This window comes from Oceanimonas smirnovii ATCC BAA-899, assembly GCF_000381965.1.
Lineage (GTDB): Bacteria > Pseudomonadota > Gammaproteobacteria > Enterobacterales > Aeromonadaceae > Oceanimonas > Oceanimonas smirnovii.
In genome coordinates, this window is sequence record NZ_KB908474.1 from 1 (window position 1) to 22,425 (window position 22,425).

At 60.8% G+C, this 22,425-nt stretch carries 20 protein-coding genes; 19 read left to right on the forward strand and 1 reads right to left on the reverse strand.

Annotated features, from left to right (window positions below):
* Window positions 1-328: contractile injection system protein, VgrG/Pvc8 family (locus G364_RS16685; protein WP_040614677.1), on the reverse strand; the 328-nt coding region annotated here is incomplete at its 3' end.
* Between the two features lie 493 nt (window positions 329-821).
* Here G364_RS16685 and tssA point away from each other — a divergent pair.
* The 19 genes from tssA to G364_RS0115875 all read left to right on the forward strand — a co-directional run.
* A complete protein-coding gene (gene tssA, locus G364_RS0115785; protein WP_019936105.1) occupies window positions 822-2,357 on the forward strand; it encodes a type VI secretion system protein TssA in 1,536 nt (511 codons plus the stop codon).
* An 18-nt stretch (window positions 2,358-2,375) separates the two neighbouring features.
* A complete protein-coding gene (gene tssB, locus G364_RS0115790; RefSeq protein WP_019936106.1) occupies window positions 2,376-2,870 on the forward strand; it encodes a type VI secretion system contractile sheath small subunit in 495 nt (164 codons plus the stop codon).
* A 19-nt stretch (window positions 2,871-2,889) separates the two neighbouring features.
* A complete protein-coding gene (tssC, locus tag G364_RS0115795) occupies window positions 2,890-4,365 on the forward strand; it encodes a type VI secretion system contractile sheath large subunit (RefSeq protein WP_019936107.1) in 1,476 nt (491 codons plus the stop codon).
* A 3-nt stretch (window positions 4,366-4,368) separates the two neighbouring features.
* Complete coding sequence (tssE, locus tag G364_RS0115800) at window positions 4,369-4,773, forward strand: type VI secretion system baseplate subunit TssE (RefSeq protein WP_019936108.1); 405 nt, start codon at window positions 4,369-4,371, stop codon at window positions 4,771-4,773.
* Window position 4,774: 1 nt separating this feature from the next.
* A complete protein-coding gene (gene tssF, locus G364_RS0115805) occupies window positions 4,775-6,529 on the forward strand; it encodes a type VI secretion system baseplate subunit TssF (RefSeq protein ID WP_019936109.1) in 1,755 nt (584 codons plus the stop codon).
* Window positions 6,493-7,506, forward strand: a complete 1,014-nt coding sequence (gene tssG, locus G364_RS0115810; RefSeq protein WP_019936110.1) for a type VI secretion system baseplate subunit TssG — start codon at window positions 6,493-6,495, stop codon at window positions 7,504-7,506. Before tssF ends, tssG begins: the two co-directional genes overlap by 37 nt.
* A 4-nt stretch (window positions 7,507-7,510) precedes the next feature.
* Entirely contained in the window at window positions 7,511-10,063 is a 2,553-nt protein-coding gene (gene tssH, locus G364_RS0115815; RefSeq protein WP_019936111.1) for a type VI secretion system ATPase TssH, read from the forward strand.
* Window positions 10,063-11,631: a sigma-54 interaction domain-containing protein gene (locus G364_RS0115820; protein ID WP_019936112.1), complete on the forward strand. Its 1,569-nt coding sequence runs from the start codon at window positions 10,063-10,065 to the stop codon at window positions 11,629-11,631. The genes tssH and G364_RS0115820 overlap by 1 nt, the downstream gene beginning before the upstream one ends.
* 1 nt (window position 11,632) lies before the next feature.
* Window positions 11,633-11,758 carry a hypothetical protein gene (locus G364_RS17510; RefSeq protein WP_019936113.1) on the forward strand — a complete coding sequence of 42 codons (126 nt, stop codon included), beginning with the start codon at window positions 11,633-11,635 and terminating at the stop codon, window positions 11,756-11,758.
* A gap of 14 nt (window positions 11,759-11,772) precedes the next feature.
* The gene (gene tagH / locus G364_RS0115830) at window positions 11,773-13,005 is read left to right on the forward strand and encodes a type VI secretion system-associated FHA domain protein TagH (protein ID WP_019936114.1); all 1,233 of its coding nucleotides are present in this window, start codon (window positions 11,773-11,775) and stop codon (window positions 13,003-13,005) included.
* A gap of 11 nt (window positions 13,006-13,016) precedes the next feature.
* On the forward strand, window positions 13,017-13,478 hold the full coding sequence (tssJ, locus tag G364_RS16690; RefSeq protein ID WP_019936115.1) for a type VI secretion system lipoprotein TssJ: 462 nt from the start codon (window positions 13,017-13,019) through the stop codon (window positions 13,476-13,478).
* Window positions 13,479-13,483: 5 nt separating this feature from the next.
* Window positions 13,484-14,809 carry a type VI secretion system baseplate subunit TssK gene (gene tssK / locus G364_RS0115840; protein WP_019936116.1) on the forward strand — a complete coding sequence of 442 codons (1,326 nt, stop codon included), beginning with the start codon at window positions 13,484-13,486 and terminating at the stop codon, window positions 14,807-14,809.
* Window position 14,810: 1 nt separating this feature from the next.
* Window positions 14,811-15,701: a type IVB secretion system protein IcmH/DotU gene (icmH, locus tag G364_RS0115845; RefSeq protein WP_019936117.1), complete on the forward strand. Its 891-nt coding sequence runs from the start codon at window positions 14,811-14,813 to the stop codon at window positions 15,699-15,701.
* Window positions 15,698-19,231 carry a type VI secretion system membrane subunit TssM gene (tssM, locus tag G364_RS0115850; protein WP_019936118.1) on the forward strand — a complete coding sequence of 1,178 codons (3,534 nt, stop codon included), beginning with the start codon at window positions 15,698-15,700 and terminating at the stop codon, window positions 19,229-19,231. The genes icmH and tssM overlap by 4 nt, the downstream gene beginning before the upstream one ends.
* The gene (locus G364_RS0115855; protein WP_019936119.1) at window positions 19,228-19,968 is read left to right on the forward strand and encodes a PP2C family protein-serine/threonine phosphatase; all 741 of its coding nucleotides are present in this window, start codon (window positions 19,228-19,230) and stop codon (window positions 19,966-19,968) included. Before tssM ends, G364_RS0115855 begins: the two co-directional genes overlap by 4 nt.
* A gap of 2 nt (window positions 19,969-19,970) precedes the next feature.
* The gene (locus tag G364_RS16695; protein ID WP_019936120.1) at window positions 19,971-20,873 is read left to right on the forward strand and encodes a serine/threonine-protein kinase; all 903 of its coding nucleotides are present in this window, start codon (window positions 19,971-19,973) and stop codon (window positions 20,871-20,873) included.
* Between the two features lie 183 nt (window positions 20,874-21,056).
* Window positions 21,057-21,575, forward strand: a complete 519-nt coding sequence (locus G364_RS0115865; RefSeq protein WP_019936121.1) for an Hcp family type VI secretion system effector — start codon at window positions 21,057-21,059, stop codon at window positions 21,573-21,575.
* A 114-nt stretch (window positions 21,576-21,689) separates the two neighbouring features.
* Window positions 21,690-21,971: a PAAR domain-containing protein gene (locus G364_RS0115870; protein WP_026344960.1), complete on the forward strand. Its 282-nt coding sequence runs from the start codon at window positions 21,690-21,692 to the stop codon at window positions 21,969-21,971.
* A 126-nt stretch (window positions 21,972-22,097) separates the two neighbouring features.
* Window positions 22,098-22,425 (forward strand): contractile injection system protein, VgrG/Pvc8 family (locus G364_RS0115875; protein ID WP_026344961.1); only part of this gene is annotated, 328 nt, incomplete at its 3' end.

Consider the following 22,425-nt stretch of genomic DNA (forward strand, 5'->3'; position numbering starts at 1 on the left):
GCAGGTCAAGCAGCGCCAGCGGCGGCACCAGGGTGAGCCGGTAGCGCACATGGCGGGGGCTGCGGTCGAGCTCGGTGAGGTCAAACACCAGGCCGTGCACATAGCGCCGGGTACCTTTTGGGCTGTGCAGTTCCAGGGTGGCCGGTTGCTGCAGCAGGGTGGTCAGGGGCGGCAGCGGCGAACGGCACACCAGGGTGACCGAGAGCGAAAAGCAGCGGCTGAGGGCCTCTTTGCCGTGCCAGTCATACACCGGCTGCGGCCCCAGCTCTCCCAGCTGCAGCCGGGCCTGATGCGCGTTAGCGGCAGGGGCTGAATTAACTGTGCTCATGAATGTCGTGCTCATAAAGTTAATGCGTCAAAAACTGTCGTTATTACATTTTTATGAAAATAAAAACCAAACAAATAAAATTACCAATTGCGACACTCATTGTCGCAACCTGCAAACCAACCGCACCATAAAGGCCATACACACAGCGCGGGATTAAAGAACCACACTACCAAGGTTGCGACACAGCAATATTAAACCCAGGTTGAAAGATGGCCTCCCCCCCCGGCGAAAGACGCTCAAGGTGGAAAAATTAGCTTAGAAAATCATGATGTTACACATCAAGATCGAATTCAGGGCGGTCACCTTAAATCAAAACACGGCAAAAGTTAATAGCCAGCAGGCGTGAGAGGAAGCGTCATTTAATTGACATAAAGAAAATTTACATTATGTGTTGGATTTTGCAACTAACCATGTAGAATTCTGCCCGCACAGGATTCGCACGAAAATTATTAAACAAAAACAATAACCAGACTTCTATTTTGGGATACATGAAATGACCTCGTGGAATAGACTGCTTCAGCCTGTTCCCGGTGACCATGCCTGTGGTGAAGATTGCCGCTACGACGATGAGTTTGAGCTGATAGAGCGGGAGATCGGCAAACTCAGCAATCTTTACCACCGTGAACAGCCGGACTGGCAGTGGGTAGCTGAACAAACACAAAACCTGCTGATGGAAAAGTCCAAGGATTTACGTCTTGGCTGCTGGCTGGTGCGTGCCTGGTGGCAGCTGGACGGTGCCGCCGGGCTGGAGCGCGGCTGCCACTTTCTGGCGGCACTGTGTGGTCATTTCTGGGCGGACTGTTTTCCGCGCAAACCCCGCGCCCGCATGGCGGCCATTCAGGGCCTGCTGAATGTACTGGACAGCGAATTAAATGAAGACACCCTTAACTGCCCGGCGGAGCAGTTAAAGCGCTTGCACGCCGCCATGGCAGAGCTGGATGAAACCCTTTCGGCACAGCTGGCGTCACCGCCGGAAGAGCTGGCGGCACTGATGCGCCGTTGCCGGCAGCAAGAGCAGCGCCTGGCAGCCTCGCCCTCCCCTGCCGGCGCACCGGTCACGGCCACGGCGGCCACTGCGATGCCTGCAGCGGCACCGCCATCACTGGATGAGCCCATTGCCGCTGCGGTGGCCAGCGAGCGGGACGCGGCCAAACTGCTGCGCCAGCTGCAAGACGCGGCCCGCCGTCTGGCCAGTTTCTGGCAAAAAGACAACCCCGCCGATGTGCGGCGCTTTCGGCTGGCACGGGTGCTTACCTGGTCGGCTATCAGTGCCCTGCCCGGTGCCGGCAGCGACGGTCGCACTCAGCTTAAGCCGCTGCCCGCCAACAAACTGCTGAGCTATCGCGATCGCCTGCAGCAAGGCGATGTGGCCGCGCTGCTGGATGAACTGGAAATCAGCCTGACCAAAGCCCCCTTCTGGCTGGACGGCCACCATATGAGCTGGCAGTGCCTGAAGGCGCTCAACTGGCACGCCGCCGCCGATGAAGTGCTTGATCAAACACAGTATTTTACCCGCGCCTTTCCGGCCCTGGTTGAGCTCAGCTTTGACGACGGCACTCCCTTTGCCGCTCAGCACACACGGGAGTGGCTGGGCGCGGCCCGCAAACCGGCCACACAGCCCGCCACGCTCAGCCTGCCTCAGCTGCATTCAGACGAGCTGCAACAGGCCCTTGAAAACGCCATGGAGCAACTGCCGCAGCAAGGTCTGGGGCCGGCGCTGCACCCCTTGCAACAGGCCGCCCGTGTTGCCGGCAAAGGCCGTGATGCCGCCGGCTGGCGGCTGGCCATGGCGCGCTTGTGTGTGCTCGACCAGCACCACAATGCGGCGGTCTCTTTGCTCAGGCCCTTGTATCAGGAGTTTGAGCAACGGAATTTGTGGCAGTGGGATCCGGCCCTTGGGCTGGAGCTGTGCCAGTTGTTGCTGGCCGCGCTGGACAAACGGCCCCGCAAGGAAGACGCGCCGGCATGGCGGCAAGAAATACACGAGCGCCTGTGCAACCTGGATGTGTGCGCGGGCCTGGAATTTTAACCCTGAAGGAGAAGCCCCATGGCAAAAGAAGGTAGCGTCGCCCCCAAGGAGCGCATCAACGTCACATTTAAGCCCGATACCGGTGATGCCCAGGAAGAAATGGAGCTGCCGCTCAAACTCATGGTGCTGGGCGACTTTACCCAGCGCGAAGACGACCGCCAGATTGAAGAGCGCAGCCCGGTCAGCATCGACAAGAACAACTTCAATGAAGTGCTGGCCAAACAGGAGCTGTCGCTCAGCCTGTCGGTGCCCAACACCCTGGACGAGTCGGATCCCGATGCCGAGCTGCCGGTGAATTTATCGTTCAGCGAGCTGAAAGACTTCAACCCCGCCAGCGTGGTGGAGCAGGTGCCGGAGCTGAAAGCCCTGATGGAGCTGCGCGATGCACTGGTGGCCCTGAAAGGCCCCCTTGGCAATGCGCCGGCCTTTCGCAAGGCCATTGAATCGGTGCTGCAAGACAAGGACGCCCGCGAACAAGTTCTGGCCGAGCTGGGCCTGAGCAACTCTCAATAACTAACAAGGAACGGGACAGATGACTGAAACCGCCCGGCTGGACAGCCAGCAACATGCAGAAAGCAGCGGCATTCTTGAGCAGATTATTGCCGAAACCCGGCTCAACCCCAACGACGAAGCCTACGGCATTGCCAAGCGTGGTGTGGGTGCCTTTATCGAAGAGCTGCTGAAACCGCACAACCAGAACGAGCCGGTGAAAAAAGCCCTGGTTGACCGCATGATCACCGAAATTGATGCCCGTTTAAGCAAACAGGTCGATGCCATTCTGCACCATGAGCAGTTTCAGAAAATGGAATCGGCCTGGCGCGGCCTCAAGCTGCTGGTGGATCGCACCAACTTTCGTGAAAACATTCGCATTGAGCTGCTGAATGCCTCCAAGGCCGACTTGCTGGAAGACTTTGAAGACGCCCCCGAGATCACTCAAAGCGGCCTTTACAAACATATCTACACTGCCGAATACGGTCAGTTCGGCGGCGAGCCCGTGGGTGCCATTATTGCCAACTATGAGTTTGGTCCGTCGGCCCCCGACATTAAAACCCTGCAGGGCGTGGCTGCGGTGTCGGCCATGTCTCACGCGCCCTTTATCGGGGCTGCCGGCCCGCAGTTCTTTGGCCTGGAGAGTTTTGAAGGCCTGCCCGACATGAAGGATCTGAAAGATCACTTTGAAGGGCCGCTGTTTACCAAATGGCAGAGCTTTCGCGAACAGGAAGACGCCCGCTATGTGGGCCTTACTCTGCCCCGTTTTTTGCTGCGCCAGCCTTACGATCCGGAAGCCAACCCGGTTAAAAGCTTTGTTTATCAGGAAGATGTATCGTCCTCTCACGAGCATTACCTGTGGGGCAACACCGCCTTTGCCTTTGCCAGCCGCCTGACCGACAGCTTTGCCAAATTCCGCTGGTGCCCCAACATTATCGGCCCGCGCAGTGGCGGTGCGGTGGAAGATCTGCCCCTGCATCATTTTGAAAGCATGGGCGAAATCGAGACCAAAATTCCCACCGAGGTGCTGGTATCGGACCGCAAGGAGTATGAGCTGGCAGAAGAAGGCTTTATCTCGCTCACCATGCGCAAAGGCTCCGACAATGCCGCCTTTTTCTCCGCCAACTCTACCCAGAAGCCCAAGTTCTTTGGTATTTCCGAGGAAGGCAAAGCAGCCGAGCTGAACTACAAGCTGGGCACTCAGCTGCCTTATTTGTTTGTGGTCAGCCGTCTGGCGCACTACATCAAGGTATTGCAGCGGGAGCAGATTGGCAGCTGGAAAGAGCGCTCGGATCTGGAAGCCGAGCTTAACACCTGGATTCGCCAGTATGTGGCCGATCAGGAAAACCCGCCCGCCGAAGTGCGTGGCCGCCGCCCGCTGCGGGCCGCCCGGGTGCAGGTGGAAGACGTCAGCGGCGAGCCGGGCTGGTACCGAGTGAATTTGTCCATTCGCCCCCACTTTAAATACATGGGTGCCGACTTCACGCTGTCGCTGGTCGGCAAGCTGGACAAGGAATAAACCATGAGATCCGGCAGTCTGTTTGAGCGTTTAACCGGCGAGCATGCCGGCAGGGAGCACCTGCCGGCAGAAGATGCGCTGGCGGCGTCCATTTCCAGTCATCTGGCCAAGTTGCTCAGCACCCGGGCCGGCTCTGTGATGACCCAGCCCGATTACGGCCTGCCGGATCTGAACCAGATTCATTTAAGTGTGCACGACGCCATGATCAGCATTCGTGCACATATTGAAGACACCATTCGGCGTTATGAGCCCCGCCTGCATCAACCCAGTGTCAGCATGGAGGCCAACCCGGCCTCGCCGCTGAAAATGCGTTTTCATATCAGTGGCAATGTAGAGGTGGATGGCAGCCGCTTTCCCATCGCCTTTGATGCCGACCTCAGCGGCGGCGGCAAAATAAAGGTGTATTAAGATGTCGCTGAACCGCTATTACCAGGACGAACTGCAGGCACTGCGGGAGCAGGGCAAGGCGTTTTCAGAGCGCAATCCGGCCCTGGCCCCCTTTTTGGGCCATGAAGGAAGGGACCCCGACGTAGAACGGCTGCTGGAAGGCTTTGCCTTTCTGACCGGCCGTTTGCGCCAGCGCCTGGATGACGAGCTGCCGGAGCTGAGCCATTCATTAATGCAGCTGCTGTGGCCCAATTATCTGCAGCCGGTGCCGGCATTAACCATGCTGGAGTTTGAACCGCTGGAAGATTTAACCAGCGCCCGCATGGTGCCCCGGCACACTGAGGTAACCAGCAAACCGCGCCATGGGATCAGCTGTCCGTTTCGCACCTGCTATTCAGTGACGCTGCTTCCGCTGCGTCATGAGCAGCTCGAATTTGCCCCCGCCGGCGAGGGAGGCACTCTGATCATGCACCTGCATATTGCGGAGCAGGCGGATCTGCCGGGCATGCAACTTGACAGCCTGCGCCTGCATCTGGCCGGAGACCGGCAGGTATCGTCGACTCTGTATCTGAGCCTGCTGGAATACCTGGAGCAGGCTGAGTTGCACCTGTTTGATGAGCACAACGAGCCGCTGCAGCGCTATTCACTGGGCCGTCAGTGCATCAGCCCCGCCGGCTTTGGAGACGATCAGGCCCTGCTGCCCTATTCACTGAACACCTTCAGCGGCTACCGGCACTTGCAGGAGTATTTCTGCTTTCCCGAAAAGCTGATGTTTGTGGATGTTAACGGCCTGGACGTCACCCACCACAACACGGCGGCGCACCAGGCCTGCCGCCGGCTGGAGCTGCGCTTTACCCTCAGCCGGCTGCCGCTGGCCCGTTTTGCTCCGCACCGGGATCAGATAAGGCTTTACTGCACACCGGCCATTAACCTGTTTGAGCACGATGCCGTGCCCGTTCGCATGGATCATCGCCAGACCCATTACCGCCTGCTGCCCGCCGCCCTGCCGCCGGAATACAGCAGTGTGGTGAGTGTTGGCCGGGTGCAGGGCTGGCAGCCCGGTGGCCGTAACTGCCGGGAATATGTGGCCTTTGAGTCGTTTGAACACAGCGACTACACCAACCGGCCCTATTTTGGTGTGCACCGCAAACCCGGCCTGGACTCGCGCAAACTGGAAACCTGGCTCAGCTTTCATCAGCCCGGCATCGAGTTTTATACCGAGACCATGTCGGTGGAGCTGCAGTGCTGCAATCAGGATCTGCCCAGCGAGCTGGAGGTGGGCGATATCTGCGTTGCCACCGATACCACCCCCGGTTTTGCCCGGTTTAAAAACATTCGTCCGGCCACCCGCTGCTATCCGCCGCCCCTACAGGGGGAAGGCTTATGGCGGCTTATTTCCAATATGTCGCTGAACTACATTTCTCTCACCAATCCCGATGCCCTGCGGGTGGTGCTGGAAACCTACGACTTCTGTGCGCCCTTTGATGAAGCCGCCGCCCGCCGCACCCGGCACATGCTTAACGGCATTCAGGCCATTACTCATCAGCGCACCGATCGCCTGTGGCAGGGCCTGCCGGTGCGGGGCACCCACACCGAGCTCACCCTGTCATCGGCGCACTTTTCCGGGCCCGGCGACTTATATCTGTTCGGTGCCGTACTGAATGAATTTTTTGCGCTTTACGCCAGCCTCAACTCGTTTCATGAGCTTACTGTTAACACCACAGACGGAGCCCGTTTTACATGGACGCCAAGAATGGGACAACAACCCATATTGTAACGGGGTCGCAAGGTCCCTTTGCCGGCTCCGTCAGACGTTACAGCCTGTTCAAGGCGCTGGAGCTGAGCTGCCGCTGGCTGATGGCCCGCAATGAACACATGACCGAAGAACAGGCCTTTGCCCGCATCGAGTTCAGAGCGAACCCGTCTTTCGGGTTTGCCGGGGCCGATGTGGAATCGGCCCGCTTCTATCAGCATCAGGGGCGCTGGCATGCCTGTCTGGTGCTTAACCCCATTGGCCTGATGGGAGCCGGCTCGCCCTTGCCGGCGTTTTATACCGAGCCGCTGGCCCAGGACGACAGCAGCCAGGATGCGGCCCGGGAGTTTTTACAGCTGTTCAACAGCCGGCTGCACCGCTTGCTGCTTGGCCTTTATCAGAAATATCGCTATGCCGCCAGCTTTCGCCAGGGCGCGGGGGATGTGTTTTCCCAGCGCATGTTTGCCCTGATGGGACTGGGCAACCGCATCACCGGCCTGGATGACCGGCTGCAGTGGCAAAGGCTGTTGTCTTATCTGGGCTTGCTGGGCCAGCGTGCCCACTCCGCCGCATTGATTGAGGCCGTGCTGCGTTATTACCTGAAGCATCAGCACATTGAACTTGAGCCCTGCGTGCCGCGCCGGGTGCCCGTTGCACCGCACCAGCAGAACCGGCTGGGGCAAGCCAACAGCAGCCTGGGGCAAGACTGCGTAATAGGCACCGAAGTGCGCGACCGGAGCAGCAAGTTCCGCATTCATATCCGCCGTCTCGACTGGCAGCAGTTTTACGAGTTGCTGCCCATTGGCAGCCGCTATCAGGAGCTGAACGAGCTGGTGCGCTTTACCCTGCGCGACCCGCTCGACTACGACATTCGGCTGGTGCTGAAACCAGAACAAAAGAGAGCACTGGCGCTGGCCGAAAACAACGAGTGCCGGCTTGGCTGGACCACCTGGCTGGGCAGCGAACGCGCCGATGGCACCATTACTATTTCCGGGAGCTGATTACATGATTAATGCCGACCTGCACCAGCTGGTGCGCGCCCTTGAACCATCCGCCAGACAGGCCCTGGAGCAGGCTGCAGAGCGCTGTGTGGCCCGCGGCGGGCGGGAGATACTGGTGGAAGATGTGCTGCTGTGCCTGGCCAGCAATGAGCAGAGCTTTTTAAATGCCGCCCTGCGCCAGTTTCAGCTGGACAGCAATGCCCTGCTGAGTGCTCTGCATCATGCCGGTGAGCGCACCGCGCCCGGCGAGCACAGCCCGGTGTTCTCGCCAGATCTGGTGCAGTGGCTGCAGGAAGCCTATCTGCTCAGCACCCTGGAGCTGCGTCTGGAGCAGGTGCCGGAAGGCTGCCTGTTGCTGGCCCTGCTCAACAACCCGGGGGATCACGCCCACCGCCGCTGCTACGGCGTGCTGGCCGACATTCCCAAAGACCAGCTGAAACAGCTGATGGAGGGCCTGCTGGAAAGCCAGCCCGCCTCCGCCGGCAACAGCGCCCTGCAGCAGTTCACCACCAACTTCACTCAGCTGGCCCGCGATGGCAGCATTGATCCCGTGCTGGGGCGTGAAGGCGAAATTCGCCAGATGATCGACATTCTTGCCCGCCGACGCAAAAACAACCCCATAGTGGTGGGAGACGCCGGTGTGGGCAAAACCGCCGTGGTGGAAGGGCTGGCACTGAAGGTGGCCGCCAAAGAAGTGCCGCCGGTGCTGGAAAACGTGGACATTCTCGCCCTCGATATGGGCCTGCTGCAGGCCGGTGCCAGCGTGAAAGGGGAATTTGAACGCCGGCTGCAGGCAGTGATTGAGGGCGTGAAAACATCTGCCACGCCGGTTGTCCTGTTTATTGATGAGGCCCACACCCTGATCGGGGCCGGCGGTCAGGCCGGCGGCAGCGACGCCGCCAACCTGCTCAAGCCGGCCCTGGCCCGGGGCGAGCTGAGAACCATTGCCGCCACCACCTGGTCGGAATACAAAAAATACATCGAAAAGGATCCGGCCCTGGCGCGACGCTTTCAGCCGGTGCAGCTGGACGAGCCGGATCCGGCACAGGCGGTGGCCATACTGCGCGGGCTGGCCCCCCATTATCAGCAAACTCACGGTGTCTATCTGCGCGACGATGCCGTGGTGGCTGCCGCCGAGCTGTCGGCCCGCTACATCAGCGGCCGGCAGCTGCCCGACAAGGCGGTAGACGTGCTCGACACCGCCTGTGCCAGGGTGCGCATCAGCCTGAACAGCCGGCCGCCGGCGCTGGAAGATCTGCTGTATCGCCAAGCCGGGCTGCAGCGCGAGCTGGATGCCCGCCAGCGGGATCATCAGGCCGGCCTGGCGCAGAATGAAGACGAGCTGAACCGGCTGGCGGAGCAGGTGGCCAGTCTGGCCGACGAGGCCGAGACCACCGGGCAGCTATGGCAGCAGCAAAAGGCACTGGCAGAGCAACTGCTGGCCTTGCGCCGGCAAGACAACCCCGCGCCGGCACAGCTGGCCGGGCTGCAGCAGCAACTGGCTGAGCTGCAGCAGTCTCAGCGGCTGGTGCATTATGAAGTAAGTGCCGGACTGGTGGCAGAGGTGATTTCCGCCTGGACCGGTATTCCGGTGGCCAATCTGGTGCAGCAGCGCTGCCGGCAGGTGATGCGCTTCGGCGAGCACATGCAGCAACGCATTCGCGGCCAGCAGCATGCCATTGACGCCCTGGACCGCTCGGTGCGCGCCAGCGCCACCGGCATCAGCAACCCGAATGCCCCCGACGGCGTGTTTTTGCTGGTGGGCCCCAGCGGCACCGGCAAAACCGAAACGGCCCTGGCCATGGCCGACTTGCTTTATGGCGGTGACCGCTTTCTGACCACCATCAATATGTCGGAGTTTCAGGAGAAACACACTGTGTCGCGGCTGATCGGCTCTCCTCCCGGTTATGTGGGATTCGGTGAAGGCGGCATGCTCACCGAGGCCGTGCGCCAGCGGCCCTATTCGGTGGTGCTGCTAGATGAAGTGGAAAAAGCCGACAAGGACGTGCTCAACCTGTTTTACCAGATTTTTGACAAGGGCATGGCCAACGACGGTGAAGGCCGCGCCACCGACTTTCGCCACTGCACCCTGCTGCTGACCTCCAATCTGGGCTCGGACATCATAGAGCAGTTATGCCGGCAGCAGCCCCGCCCCGATCCGGCCGAGCTGCTGGAGGCCATTCGCCCCGTGCTGACCCGTCATTTCAAGCCGGCGCTGCTGGCCCGCATGACGGTGGTGCCCTATTACCCCATTGACGAGGGCACCATGGCCGAGCTGGTAAAAATCAAACTCGATCGCCTGGGCCGGCGCTTGCAAGACCGCCGCATTACCCTGGCCTGCACGCCGGAAGTGATCGGGGCCATCAGTGCACGCTGCACCCACAGCGACAGCGGCGCGCGCAACATTGACCATGTGCTGCGGGAACAACTGATGCCGCTGATTTCCGGCGCCCTGCTGCAGGCACAGGCCGGCAACCAGGCGGCCAATACCCTGGTGCTGAGCTGGAATGAAACAAACGGTTTTGCATGCCACAGCGGGCAGCAGGAGCTGACCTGATGATGCCGGTCATTGCCGATTTGCACCCTGCCGGCACCGGGGCCGAGCTGGCATTGCTGCATCGTTTGTGCAACGCCTCGTCGGCCACGGCGGTGCTGCAGCTGTGGGCCGCCGGACTGCAGCAACTGACCGGCTGTGAGCGGGCCGATATCTATTTGCTGGATCAAGGCCACAGCCTGCTGGTGCGCCAAATCAGCGCCGGCCCCAACGGCACTGGCAGCGAGCACAGCCACAGCGAGCCGGCGGATTACCATCACGACAGCCTGCTCAGTGCCGCTTTGCTGGGGCAAACGCCGCTCATCCTGAGCCGCGCTCAGGCACAAGGGCATTTTCGGCTGGACTTTCTGCAGGCCGGTCCCGACAGCCTGACTCAGCCCAGCCTGATCACCGCCCTGCCCGTGCGCGATGCCGGCCAGCACAATCAGGGCGTGCTGGTGCTGCTGGGAGAGCATGCCTATCGCAGCCCGCAGCAGCTGGCCTCACTGGCGGAATTGTGCACCAGCTTCTGGCAGCAATATTGCCGCCATCAGCAGCTGGCGGAATGCGCCCGCCGGCGTGCACCTGCCCCGCCGGCCCGGCAGGCTCCCCTTAACCAGAGCTATGGCCTTACCGGCAACAGCGATGCCATTAAGCAGCTGCGCCGGCTGATCAGTAAAACCCTGCACAACCAGAGCAGTGTGCTGATCACCGGAGAAACCGGCACCGGCAAGGAGCTGGTGGCTCAGGCCATTCATCATCACGGCCCCCGGCGCTCATTTCCGTTTCAGGTGCAAAACTGCGCCAGCATTCCCGAGCAGTTACTGGAAAGCGAGCTGTTCGGCTACTGCCGGGGGGCCTTTACCGGTGCCGACCGGGAGCACACCGGGCTTATTCGCTCGGCACAGGGCGGCACCCTGTTTCTGGATGAAATCGGTGACATGCCGCTGTCGCTGCAGGCCAAGCTGCTGCGGGTGCTGCAGGAGCAAAGCGTGCGCCCGCTGGGAGATACCCGCAGCTATGAGGTGAATGTGCGCATTGTGGCGGCCACCCATCAGAACCTGCCCGACATGGTGGCCAGCGGCCGCTTTCGCCAGGATCTGTATTACCGGCTGGCCCAGTTTCCCATTGCCCTGCCGCCGCTGCGCGAGCGTAAAGACGACATAGCTCCGCTCAGCCGTCACTTTGCCGACGAGTTTGCCCGCCAGGGCCGGCTGCCGGCACCGGCGCTGTCGCCGGCGCTGCTGGAGCGGCTGGAAAGCCATGACTTTCCCGGCAATGTGCGCGAGCTGAAAAACACCATAGAGCGCACCCTGTTGCTCCACAGTCATGAAACCAGCCTGCAACCGGGCCACCTGCCCCCCGAGCTGTTTGAGCAGGCCGGCACCCTGCCGGCCACCACGGCGGAAGACCTGGGTGCCGGCAAGCTGGACGAGCGCCTTGATTATCTGGAGTCGCGGGTGCTGGAGCAGGTGCTGCATAAATATCACGGCAACCAGAAACTGGCCGCCCAGGAGCTGGGGCTGTCTCGGGGTGCCATGAATTACCGCTTGAAAAAACATCATATTAACGCACGGAACTGGAGGATCTGACATGCCTTTACTGACCACGGCCCTGGCCGCCTTGTTGCTGCTGTCGGCCTGCACCAACACCGATCATTATCGTCCGCTGGGCGAGCCCGGCCCCCGGGAGCAACCCGAAGTCATCAAGCAGCAGTAACAGGAAACCAAGCCATGGAACTGACTTTTACCATCAGCGGCGCGCCGGATCATGCCCATGACATGCGCTCTTCTCATACCTTTCGTCAGGCGGGGGGCACCATAGGCCGCAACCCGCGCTGTGACTGGTCGCTGCCCGATGACAGACGCCACCTTTCCGGGGTGCATGCCGAAATTACCTTTGAAAACGGCCATTTTCTGCTGACCGACTTAAGCACCAACGGCACCTTTATTCATCCCGATAATGAGCGCCTGCCCGCCAATCAGCCGGTGCCGGTGGTGCACGGCACTCAATATGTGTTCGGCGAATACGTGCTGCAGGCCCGCCTGAGCCAGAGCCTGGACATGTATCAGGATCTGGCCGGCCAGCCCCGCAGCGACGGCAATATTATTCCCGACGACGACTTTCTCGATCTCGACCCCATCAAGGCGCTGGGCCGGCAGCAGACCAGCTCGCTCACGGACGACTGGCAGCCATCGCCTGCCGGCGATACTTCCCTGCTGGATGATGCGCCCACCATCGCCGACAGCACAGAGCACATGACAGATGCGGTGCCGCCGCCGGCCTTTGCCATTGCCGAAGACCCAGTGCCGGAGCCGGCCAGCCCGCCCCCCGCACCGGCAGAGCCGGCAGCCGCCCCCACGCCCCTGGCCGACAGCGAATGGCAGCTGCTCGGTAACGCCCTGGGCGTGGATTTAAGCACAGTCGATGCCGGGCAGCGGGCCGAGCTGCTGCGCCGGCTGGGTGCCATGGTGCGGCTGGCAGTGGGCGGCACCATGCAAAGCCTGCGCACCCGCGCCGACATTAAAAACGAGATGCGCCTGAACATGACGGTGGTGCAGAGTGAGGGCAACAATCCGCTCAAGTTCTGCAGTGACTATCAGCAGGCCATGGAAATGATGCTGCTGCACCCCCGCCCCGGCTATCTCAACGGTGAGCAGGCACTGCGCCAGGGCCTGCAGGAGCTGCAGGCCCATCAGGTTGCCAGCCTGGCCGCCACCCGTGCCGCCATTAACGGCGTGATTGAGCAGCTCTCGCCCGAGCGGCTGGTCTACCGCTTTGAGCAGACCATCAGCAAACCGCGTTTTGGCAAGGCCGATGGCCGTTACTGGCAGGCTTACAGCCAGTTTCATCAGAGCCTGAATGATGATCGGGAATGGCGGCAGTCGCTGTTTTCCCGCCATTACAGCGCCACCTATGAAGAGCAGACCCAGCTGCTGACCACCGCCACCACGCATTTCGACTGACAGGAACCAACATGAAACGCCTTTTTTTATTGCTTGCCCTGAGCATGACCCTGGCCGGCTGCAGCTTACAGCCAAGCGCCACTTTTCTGGATTTGAGCCTGGTGGCCAGTGAACAGCAGAACCCGGACGTTAACGGCCGGCCTTCGCCCATGATCATCAAACTGATTGAGCTGAACAGCGCCTCGGCCTTTGATAACGGCGACTTTTTTGCCCTTTATGGTGCCACCGCCGACACCCTGGGCCGCGACATGGTGGCCATGGAGTCATTGGCGGTGCGCCCGGGCGAAACCGTGCAGCTGTTTTTGCGCCTCAGGCCCGACTCCCGATATGTGGGCGTGGTGGCGGCCTACCGTGAGCTGAACGGCAATAACTGGCGCTATTTGCTGCCGCTGCGGCCGGGCAAGCACAACCGCATTGAGCTGGGCCTGACCGAGGATCAGCTGGTGCGCATTCAGCCCGGTAACAAGGAGTAATGCCCATGGACAAGGTGATCTGGCACGAGGGCATGCTGCTGCGGCCGCAGCATTTTCAGCAACATGATCGCTTTTTGCAGCACGAGCTGAATCAGCGCAGCTTGTTTGCCCGCCGCCATGGCTGGGGCTTTTTTCAGCGCCGGCTGGATCTGCAATATCTGCAAATGGGCAAGGTGGTGCTGAACGCCGCCTCGGGCATTTTGCCCGATGGCACCCTGTTTGATTTGCAGAACAGCGATGAGCCGCTGGCACTGGACGTGCCGGCCGGGGCCACCGACAGCCTGGTGTGCCTGGCATTGCCGCTGCAGGCCGGCAACACGGTGGAAGCCCGCCGGGCCGATCAGCAGGACGTGGTGGCCCGCTATGTGGGCTACAGCCGGGATGTGGCCGACTCCAACGCCGGCGAATATGGCCAGACTCAGGTGATGTGCGGCCGACAGGGCTTTCGTCTGATGCTGGAGCAGGACATTGCCGACAACTGGGCCAGCCTGCCGGTGTGCCGGCTGCTGGATCTCAGCCCCGACGGCGTGGTGAGCCTGGAGCGGGACTATCAGCCCACCGTGCTTGATATTCATCATTCCGAGCTGCTGAGCGGCTATTTGCGGGAAGTGATCAGCATGCTCAGCCACAGAGGCGATCAGCTGGCCCAGCGCATCAGCAGTGCCCGCCAGCTGGGCGGCAGTGAAATGGGTGACTTTCTGATGCTGCAGCTGATAAACCGCAACGAGCCCAGGTTGCGCCACCTGCTGGCCGAGCCCCAGGTGCATCCGGAGCAGCTTTACCTTGAACTGCTCAGCCTGCACGGTGAGCTGGCCACTTATAACGGTGAACTGCGCCGGCCCAATAAAGAGCACCTTTACCGGCATCAGGATCTGCTGAGCTGCTTTCGGCCGCTGATGCAGGATATTCGCCAGCTGCTGAGCCAGGTGCTGGAGCAGCACGCCATTGAACTGGCGCTGCAGGAGCGTAAATACGGCATTCAGGTGGCCCCGCTGCATGATCATGGCCTGCTGGAAAACGCCGGCTTTATTCTGGCCGCCCGGGCCGACTGCGACCCCGACGAGCTGCGCCGCACCCTGCCCAACCAGCTGAAAGTGGGCCCGGTGGAGCGCATTCGTCAGCTGGTTAACCTGCATTTGCCGGGCATTCGCCTGCGCTCGTTGCCGGTGGCACCGCGCCAGCTGCCCTATCACACCGGCACTGCCTATTTCGCCCTTAACCTGACCCCGGAAGACAAGGCCCTGCTGGAAAGCTCCGGCGGCTTTGCCTTTCATACCTCGGGGCAGTTCAGCGGGCTGGAACTGAATTTCTGGGCCATAAGGAACAGCTGATATGAGTCAATCGCCCTTTGAAGATCGCACCGTACTGGTGAGCCACTCTTCCCGCAACACCCGGGAAGTGTCGCTGACCGAAGAAGCGCTGGGCCGGCGTCCCAACTATGCCCAGCTGGAAGACCGCATGGTGTTTGCCGCCCGCATTCGCCCCGAGCTGGAGCTGCGGGTGGGCATCAATCCGCTGGTGGAGGCCGCCTCGGTATTGCTGCTGCATCAGGCCCGGCTCAGCCAGCAGCCACGGCATCAGGATCTGGAAGCGCTCAAACAAAACCTCAGTCAGGACATTAAAACCTTTGAATATCTGGCCATGTCCCGGGGCTGTGACAATGCCGAAGTGATTGCCGGCCGCTATGTGCTGTGCACAGTGCTGGATGAAGCCGTGGCCACCACCCCCTGGGGCGAAGAAGGCGAATGGTCCCGTTACAGCCTGCTGAGCAGCTTTCATAACGAAACCTATGGCGGTGAAAAGGTGTTTCAGCTGATCGACAAGCTGTCTGCCAATCCGGCCCGCCATCTCGACTTGCTGGAGCTGATTTATCTGTGCCTGAGCCTGGGTTTTGAAGGCAAATACCGTCTGCTGCCCCGGGGCACCCTGGAGCTGGAGGCCATTCGCGACAGCCTTTACCGCCAGATCCGCCAGCTGCGGGGAGAGGTGAAAAAAGAGCTGTCGCCCAGCTGGCAGGGAATAAGCCGGGGCCGGCCTTCGCTGGTATCCCGGGTGCCGGTGTGGAGCCTGCTGCTGATGGCCGCGCTGTGCCTGGCGGTCACCTACAACGGCTTTAACTGGGTGCTGAGCAGCCAGACCAACGACATTGCCACTTTATACAGCCCGCTGGCTCAGCCGGCGGTGGCCCAGAACACTGTGAAAGAAGGACTCGACACACCATGAACGCCCGGTTAACCGCTATTGGGAACACCCTCGCCAAACGCTGGTGCTGGTCTTTGCTGCTGACCCTGACGCTGATCCTGCTGGTTTGTGTGGTGGGCCCCATGGTGGCCATTAATGACCACAAGGTGCTGGCCGGCACCGGCACCCGCATTCTGGTAAGCGGCTGTCTGCTGCTGGTGTGGGCGCTGATCATACTGTTGTTGCAGCGCCGGGATCAGCGCCGCGAGCTGAGTGATGAGCAACGCGACGATCTGCACCAGGAGCAGCAGCTTAAAAAACAGGCCAAAGACGAACTGGGCATTATTAAGGATCGCATGCAGCAGGCACTGCAGGTGATCCGCAGCTCCAGCCTGTATGGCAAGCGCGGCGATCGTTTTCGTTATGAACTGCCCTGGTACCTGCTGCTGGGGGCCAGCGGCAGCGGCAAAACCTCGCTGCTGGAACACTCGGGCGTGGAGTTTCCGGTTAATGAGCAAAAAGACAGCCTGACCCACGACATTGGCCACACCCGCTATTGCGACTGGTATTTTGCCAACCACGCCATTCTGATTGACAGTGCCGGCCGTTTTACCGAACAAGAAGGCAGCGGCATGGACGCCGACATCTGGCAGGGCTTTTTGCGCCAGCTGAAACAGCGCCGCCGCCGGCGTCCGCTGAATGGGGTGCTGCTGACCCTGGATCTGGATCAGCTGCTGCAAGACAGTGAAGCCGATCTGGAGCGCTATGCCCGCACCATTCGCGAGCGCATGCAGGAGCTGCACCACAAACTGACCATTGGTCTGCCGGTGTATCTGGTGCTGACCAAAACCGACCGCTTGCCCGGTTTTGGCGAGTTTTTCGACACCCTCAGCCGGGAAGAGCGGGATCAGGTGATGGGCATCACCTTCAAGGAAGACACCGACGGCACTCAGGCCAGCGTGCTTAAACAGGAGTTTGAAGAGCTGCTGCGCCGGCTGAACAGCCAGGTGCTGCAGCGGGTGCATCAGGAGCGGGATGTGTCGCGCCGTGGCCAGCTGCTGGAGTTTCCCATGCAGCTGGCCGGGCTGGGAGAGCGGCTGGCCCTGTTTGTGGAGCTGGCCTTTGGCAAAACCCGCTATCACAACGCCAGCCAGCTGCGCGGCCTGTATTTTACCAGCGCCCCTGAGCTTGAGCCCAATCTGGACAACGACACCGCCGCCATTGGCCGCAACCTGGGCCTGCCCCGCCACCTGCTGCCCAGCACCGGAGCCAGCCGCGGGCTGTTTATTCGCCGCCTGCTGGAAGAGGTGATTTTTCCTGAGGCCGAGCTGGCCGGGCTGGATAAACGCTATGAAAACAAACTCAAATGGCGCAACCGGCTGGCCTATGCCATGGCCCTGGGAGTGCTGGTGCTGGGCGGCGGCCTGTGGGCCAAGAGCTTTTTGTATAACACCGACCGGCAGCATCAGCTGGCCGCCCGGCTGGAGCAGGGGCACGATATTCAGCGCCAGCTGCCGGCGGTGGCCGGGCTGTCGGAAACCGCGCCCTTGCTGAACGCCCTGCTGGATGCCAACCGGGTATATCCCCCGGAAGAACAACTGGGCTGGACCGAACGACTGGGGTTATATCAGGGCAAGGTGCTCAACCAGATGAGCGCGCAGATTTATGATCAGCAACTGCGTGAACAGCTGCTGCCGCGTATTAAACGTCAGCTGGAAGAGCAGATTGCCGCCAACCTGGATAACCGCAATGTGCTCAGCAATGCCCTGCGGGCCTATTTAATGCTGAACATGCAGCGCCACCTTGATCCCGAGTTTCTGAAAGAGTGGATGGGCATGGACTGGTCGTACCGCTACAGCGGACAGGGGCAACTGCAACAGCAGCTGACCGGCCACTTTGATCATCTGCTGAATATCGGCTTTGAGCCGGTCCGGCTCGACCAAAAACTGTTGATCAGTGCCCGCAACGAGCTGCGCACCGAGCCCACCGCCGATCTGGTGTATCGCATGCTGCAGGAAGACAAGTCACTGGTAAAGGTGGCGGACTTTACCTTTGCCTCTGTGCTTACCAGCTATCCCAGGGTGTTTGATTATGATGACTACCGTATTCCCGGCCTTTATACCAAAGACGGTTATCAGCGGGTATTTCTGGCCCGGGGCATAGGCCTGGTGAAAGACATTGTGGATAACAACTGGGTGCTGGGCGACTCCACCGAGCTGAGCGAATTTGAAATTCGCCGCATTTATGGCGAAGTGGAAGAAATGTATTTCCGTGATTATACCGAGCACTGGAATAATGCCGTGAACCAGCTGCAGATAAAACCCAGCGCCACCCTGTCTGAGGCCAGCGCTCAGCTGCAGGCCATGACCACCGGCTCGCGCCCCATACTGGAAGTGCTGCAGGCGGTGCGCGCGCACTCGCTGCTGCTGGATAATGCCCCCGGGGCGGCAGAAGCCGCCGAAGAGCTTGGCGGCAAACTGGCCGGCAAGGCCGATCCGAAAATGCGCAATCTGGTGGCCACGGGGGTGGCGTCGGCGCTGACCGAAGCCAATGCCAACAGTGCCCGGCAAACTCTGGCCCGCCAGTTTCATGAGCTGAACGTGTTGCTGCCCGACGGCGAAACGCCGGCTCCGGCACTGCAAAACGCCATGGATGCCCTGTTTGCGGTGCAAAGCCGCTTTAATGCCGTGGCCAATGCCCCCGATCCGGGCCAGGCCGCCTACAAGCTGGCCAAGGAACGCATGAACGGCGATACGGATGAGCTGGGCCGCCTGCGCCAGGCCATGGAAAACCTGCCCTCTCCTGCCAGCCACTGGCTGCTGCAGGTGGCGGATCAGGGCTGGTTTTTAACCCTGAGCAGCACCCACGACTACATTCAGCAGCAATATGCCGCCGAGTTGTGGCGTCCTTACCGCAACAGCATTGCCGGCCGCTATCCCTTTGGTCAGCAGGCCGAGCAGGAAGTGGCCCTGGGCGACTTCAATGCCTTTTTTGGCAAGGGCGGCAACGTAGACAGCTTCTATCATGGCGTGCTGCGTCCCTTTGTAAGCGGCAACCGTGGCCGGCTGTATGCCCGCCAGGTAGATGGCCAAGGCCTGCCGTTTTCCGGTGCCTTTCTGCGCCAGATGTCGAGAGCCTACATTATTCAGCAGTCGTTCTTTTCAGAAAACGACAGCCAGGCCCAGCTGCAGTTCAAACTGGAGCCGCTGGCCCTGTCGTCCAGTTTGCTGAAGTCGGAGCTGAAGCTGGATGGCAGCAGCCTGGTGTATGAGCACGGCCCCATTATCGGCAAACAGTTCTCCTGGCCGGGCACCGCCAGCCGCAATCTGGCCAGCATTGCCCTGCACAATCTGGCCGGCAACCATGTGCTCAGCCGTCAGAGCACCGGCACCTGGAGCCTGTTCCGTCTGCTGGACGAGTTTCAGGTGGAAAGCCAGACCGGCAGCAATGTGCTCAAAGCCAGCCTGAACAAGGAAGGCCTGACCGCCCAGTATTTAATTGCCAGCCGGCACAGCCCCAATCCGCTCAACCGGCAAACCCTGGTGGCCTTTGGTTTGCCGGCAAAACTATGACCCGGCACCTGAACTGGCACTCTGCCGCCTGCACCCACGGCGGCAAAGTGCGGCCATGCAACGAAGACGGCTACTTTAATCACAGCCCCGCCGGGCTGTGGGCAGTGGCCGATGGCCTGGGAGGCTATCAGAGCGGTGATGTGGCCAGCCGCATGGTGATTGAAGCCTGCAGCAGCCTGACCGACAGCGAAAGCGCGGCGCCCTTGCCACTGGAGCAGCGCCAGCTGGCGCTGCATCGGGTATTGGAGCGGGTAAACCGCCACCTGGGGTGTGAAAAAACCCTGGATGGCAGCCAGGCCATTGGCAGCACAGTGGTGGCGCTGCTGCTCAGCCCGGAGGGAAATGCGGTGTGCCTGTGGGCCGGAGACAGCCGCTGTTATTTGCTACGCCGGCGGCGGCTGTATCAGATAACCCGGGATCACAGCCTGGTGCAACGGCTGATAGAGCAAAAGCGCATCAACCGCCGTGAAGCCGGCAGCCACCCCCAGCGCCATGTGCTGACCCGGGCCATTGGCGGTGCCCCCGAGCTGGCGCTGGAAACCGTGGAGCTGGAGCTGGAGCGGGGCGACCGGCTGCTGTTGTGTACCGACGGGCTCTACCGGGAATTAAGTGAGGAGCAAATGGTGGCCGGCCTGAGCCAGGACACACCGGGGGCGGCAGTCACTCATCTGGCCACCCGGGTACTGCATGGTCCGGCCACCGACAACCTGACGGCGCTGGCCGTTTTTGTGAGCTGAACATGAGCCAAGTGTTACTTTCATCCGTGGCCAGCCACCCGGGACCGGGCCATGCCCCCACCGTGCTGGCCCAGCGTTATTTGCTGCACCGCATTCTGGGGGTGGGAGGCATGGGGGTGGTGTATAAGGCCCGGGATCTGCTGCTGGAATCATTGGGCGAGCCCCAGCCCTGGGTGGCGCTGAAAACCCTGAACCGGGATATGCGCGAGCACAGGGGTGCCAACGCCCTCTTGCTGGGAGAATATAAACTGGGCATGCGCCTGCGCCATGGCAATGTGGTGCGCCACCTGCATTATGATGTGTGCCCGCAGCACCATTACGGCTTTTTTACCCAGGAGCTGATTGCCGGTGAAACCCTGGAAGAGCGGCTGCTGCAGGGGCCGCCGCCAACACCCGCACTGCGCCTGAAGTGGGCCGGCCAGCTGGTGTCGGCGTTGCAGCACTGCCACCAGCAGGGCGTGATCCACGCCGATCTCAAGCCTGCCAATATACTGATTGATCACCACGACGACCTGCTGCTGTTTGACTTTGGCATTGGCAGGCTGAGCGACCACAGCGACGCCGCCTTTCGGCTTAACCGCGAGCAGCTGAATGCCCACAGTGAACGTTATGCCGCTCCCGAGCTGTTTAACGGTGCCCTGCCCTCGGCTCATACCGATGTGTTTTCACTCGCCTGTGTGCTGTATCAGTTGCTTAGCCTCAGCCACCCTTTTGGTCCGCACACCACCCGCAGCCTGGCCGCTCAGCCAAGGCAGCCAAAGCCGCCTGGCCGCCACCGGCGTTTTAACAAGGCACTGCTCGCCGCCCTGCAGGTATTACCGGAAGACAGAAACACCAGCCTGCAGCAACTGGCGCGGTATTTGCCCGTGCTGGCTGCGGTACCCGGCAAGTGGCTGCGTGCATGATTTTCAGTAAAAACATGCATAAATGTCTGAAAATCATGCATTTATGAGAAGAAAAATACACCAGAAAACCATAAAGCTTTGATTTATAACAACTAATAAAAACTGGCACGATAATGGCTTATAAAGGGATACGGATACGTCCGGAACTCATCTTTTATTAACATCGACACGAGGATACACACTATGCCAACTCCGGCTTATATGACCATTGAAGGGGAAAAACAGGGCCTGATCACCGCCGGCACTTTCACCGAAGACTCCGTGGGCAACATTTATCAGGAAGGCCACGAAGATGAAGTGCTGGTGCAGGGCTTTGAGCATCAGGTACTGCTGCCCCGTGATGTGCAGTCTGGCCAGCCCACCGGCCAGCGCGTGCACAAGCCGGTAAAAATTACCAAGGTGTTCGACAAGGCCTCTCCGCTTATCTATAACGCCCTTACCTCCGGTGAGCGCCTGCCCACCGTCACCATCAAGTGGTACCGCACCTCTGCCACCGGCAGCCAGGAGCATTATTTCACCACCGAGCTGACCGACGCCATTATCGTAGACGTGCAGGCGCAGATGCCCAACTGTCAGGATCCGTCCATGGCCCACTTCACCCACCTGGAAGACGTGTACATGACCTACCGTGCCATTAGCTGGACCCACGAAGTGTCCGGCACTTCCGGCTCCGACGACTGGCGTTCGCCGGTGTCTGCCTGATGCCAGTGCCCGGGTGCTGGCCCGGGCATTTTATTCAGAAGCGTTACGGCTGCCGACGCAGCGCGCATCCGCAGCCGTAACACTTTTGTATTTCACGCAGGAGGATCACACAAAATGGCAAAGGTAGCGCGATTGGGAGATGCGACATCCCAAGGCGGTAGCGTGCTCGAAGGAGACAGCTGCGTACTGCATGCCGGCAAGCCGGTGGCCCGGGTGGGTATGCAGGCCAGCTGCCCCAAATGCAGTGCAGGCAAGGGGCCGATTGTGGCCGTTGCCCCGCGCACCGTTAACCTGCCCGGCGGCCCCGTGGCCCTGGCCGGGGATCAGGTGGCCTGCGGCTGCCCGCCCGGCAGCCACGTGCTGGTGCCGGCACAGGGCGACACCAATGCCGGCTGAAGCACACGCCAGACAGTGACGTACTGCGTTCAAAGCAGCGCCATTCAGGCCCCTCTTTTATTCTCCATTGGGTAGAATAACCCGTCGAATTTACGAACATTTCCAATAATAACGAGCACGAATATCATGAACCCGTTTGAACTTGCCCCTGCTGCCAACGCGCACCAGGCCCGGCTGCAGCTGGGAGAGCTGGGGCCGCAGCCGGTGTATGACTGGCACGGCAAAGAGGCCCTCAGCCGCTGCTTTTCGCTCTCGGTCACCCTGGTGTGCCGTTCACCGCTGCCGCCCCTGACCACCCTGCTGCAGCAACCGGCCACCCTGGAACTGCACAGCCCAAAAGGTACCCGGCGCTATGTGCACGGCCTGGTGTTTGACCTCACCGAGCTCGACCGCAGCCCCCGCCATGTGCGCTACCGGCTCACCCTGGTGCCGCCGCTGGCGCTGCTTGACCTGC